The 2,107-nt window shown below is 73.3% G+C and carries 2 protein-coding genes; both read right to left on the bottom strand.

Annotated elements, in window-relative coordinates; all coding sequences use genetic code 11:
* Window positions 1–396: protein kinase domain-containing protein (locus tag IDM40_RS27715; RefSeq protein WP_193125036.1), on the bottom strand; the 396-nt coding region annotated here is incomplete at its 3' end.
* Between the two features lie 51 nt (window positions 397–447).
* A partial coding sequence (locus tag IDM40_RS28750; RefSeq protein WP_193125037.1) for a serine/threonine-protein kinase occupies window positions 448–2,107 on the bottom strand: 1,660 nt, incomplete at its 5' end.

Below are 2,107 nucleotides of genomic sequence, written 5' to 3' on the forward strand. Positions count from 1 at the left end.
CCGGTGCACCACACCGGCTGCGTGGATGGCTGCCAGGGCCGTGGCCGTACTCACCGCCAACCGGTGCAGGTCGGCCTCGGTACGCGGGCCCTCGACGTCGACGGCGGTCTGCAGGGTCGGCCCGTCGATGTACTCGGTCGCGATCCAGGGCTCATCGGCCTCGGGGTCGGCGTCCAGGATCGACGCGATGCAGAACCCGCTCACCCGACGCGCCTGATCCACCTCGGTCGCGAACCGCCGCCGCATCTCTGTGTCGCCGGCCCAACTCGCGTGCAACACCTTGACCGCCGCGCGCCGCCCGGCGTCGTCCTCGGCCAGGTACACCTCGCCGAAGCCGCCGCGTCCCAGTGAGCGATCGATTCGGAAGCCGCCCAGTGCCTGGCCGGGTCGTACCACGGGGGGTCCTCTTTTCCGTGTGGGGGGGGATCAGGGGGTCGAAGGGCCGGGTCAGCCCGAGGTGAGACGGCGTGCGGTCTGCAGGTCGCTGCGGATGCGTTCCACGCCGCCCCTCAACTGGAGGAGATGGTCGGTCCGGTTCTGCAGTTCGATTCTGCGGTGCGCCCGCCGGGCCGGGGCGCCGTAGATCAGGCGCAGTGCCGGGCCGCTGACGACCACGCCGATCAGGCCTGCGAAGAAGACCAGGCCCGAGACCATGGTCAGGAATTCGTTCCCGATCCCCGACGCGACGAAGTTGACCAGGAAGGCCAGCACGCCGATCGTGGAAAGCCTCTTGGCCAGCTCCAGATAGCGCTGCCTCCGGACCGCGTTGCTCAGCGCTTCGTGCTCGGCGGAGACGGTGGCGTAGCGCCCCTCCCACTCACGCCGCTGCTGGGCCAGCGTGACCAGGGTGGGAACGGCCCCGTGCACGGCCGCCGCGTACCCCGCCGCGGCCGGTTGCGCGGCCGCGGCGACCTTGGTCCACAGGATGTCGATCCACTCCCGCACCCCGGGGTCCTTGCTCTCCGGCCGGGGCGGGGTGTCCGGGCCGAGCAGGAAGGCCAGCACCAGAGCTGGGTTGACGCCCGCGCGAACGTCGCTCCAGCCGTTGAGCGCACCGGAGAGCTCCTTCTGGAACGCGATGCCCGCGCGCTCGGCCTCGTCGAGCCGGTCGGCCAGGTGCTGGTGCTCGCCCGGGCGGTCGCTGTGGTGCAGTCCCATGGTGCGCAGGACCACGGGCCGTGCCAGCAGCGCCATCTCGTTGGCCTGCGGGGCCCCGGTCAGCACCGGCGCGGGATCGGAGAACAGCTCGGTGAGGTGGTCGATGGTGACCGTGCGGCCGCGGAAGACCGGGGGCAGGTCGGGGCGCGTCTGCGCGACGAAGGTGGCCAGGGCCAGGTTCGCGTCGGTGACCTTGCGCCGGAACAGGGCGCGGTCGACCCGGGTGTCGCCGATGTCGTCGGTGAGCCAGGCCCCGAGGGCGTCGCGCTCGCCGGTGTCGGAGAACACCCGCACGGCCTCGGTCCAGTTCTCCTGCATGGCGGCGGCGAGCGTACCGGGGTCCTCGTGGCGCACCCCGAGGAAGTGGTACGGCGGCACCCCGCCGCGGTGGATCCAGGACCCGGAACCGGAGGGGGTCCCGTACCCGCCCGAGGGCTGTCCCTGTCCGTACCCGGAAGCCTGTCCCTGCCCGTACGTGCCGGGGTGGTGCGGCGGGGACGGCGGCGCCTGGTGCACTGCCTGCTCGTCCGCCCCGGCCATGCGTGTGTAGGCGCGGGTGGGGTCGACCTTCGCCGGCGGGGCGACCCTGGTCCCGGGCACCTGCTCGGGGGCGGAGGTCTCCATCCGGGTACGGTCGACGCCGACGCCGGTCGCGGCGTCCGGGGAGGGGGCGACCTCGGTCCGGTCCTCGCCCTCGGACGGCTGCACTGTGGTGGACGCCCACCCGCCGGAGGGCTGCACCGCCGTTGTGGCCCCCGCACGACCGCCGTCCGCGGGCAGCGTCACGAGCTGCTGCAGGAGCGCGGAGGCATCGGGGCGCCGCGCGGGGTCCTTGTCCAGGCAGGCGAGCACGACCTCCTGCAGGGGCCCCTCGAAGCCCTCCACATCGGGTTCACCGCCGAGGATGCGGGCGATGCGCGCGGCCTGGGTCGGACCGGGGAAGGCCTCC

The sequence above is a fragment of the Nocardiopsis coralli genome (assembly GCF_014892575.1).
Lineage (GTDB): Bacteria > Actinomycetota > Actinomycetes > Streptosporangiales > Streptosporangiaceae > Nocardiopsis > Nocardiopsis coralli.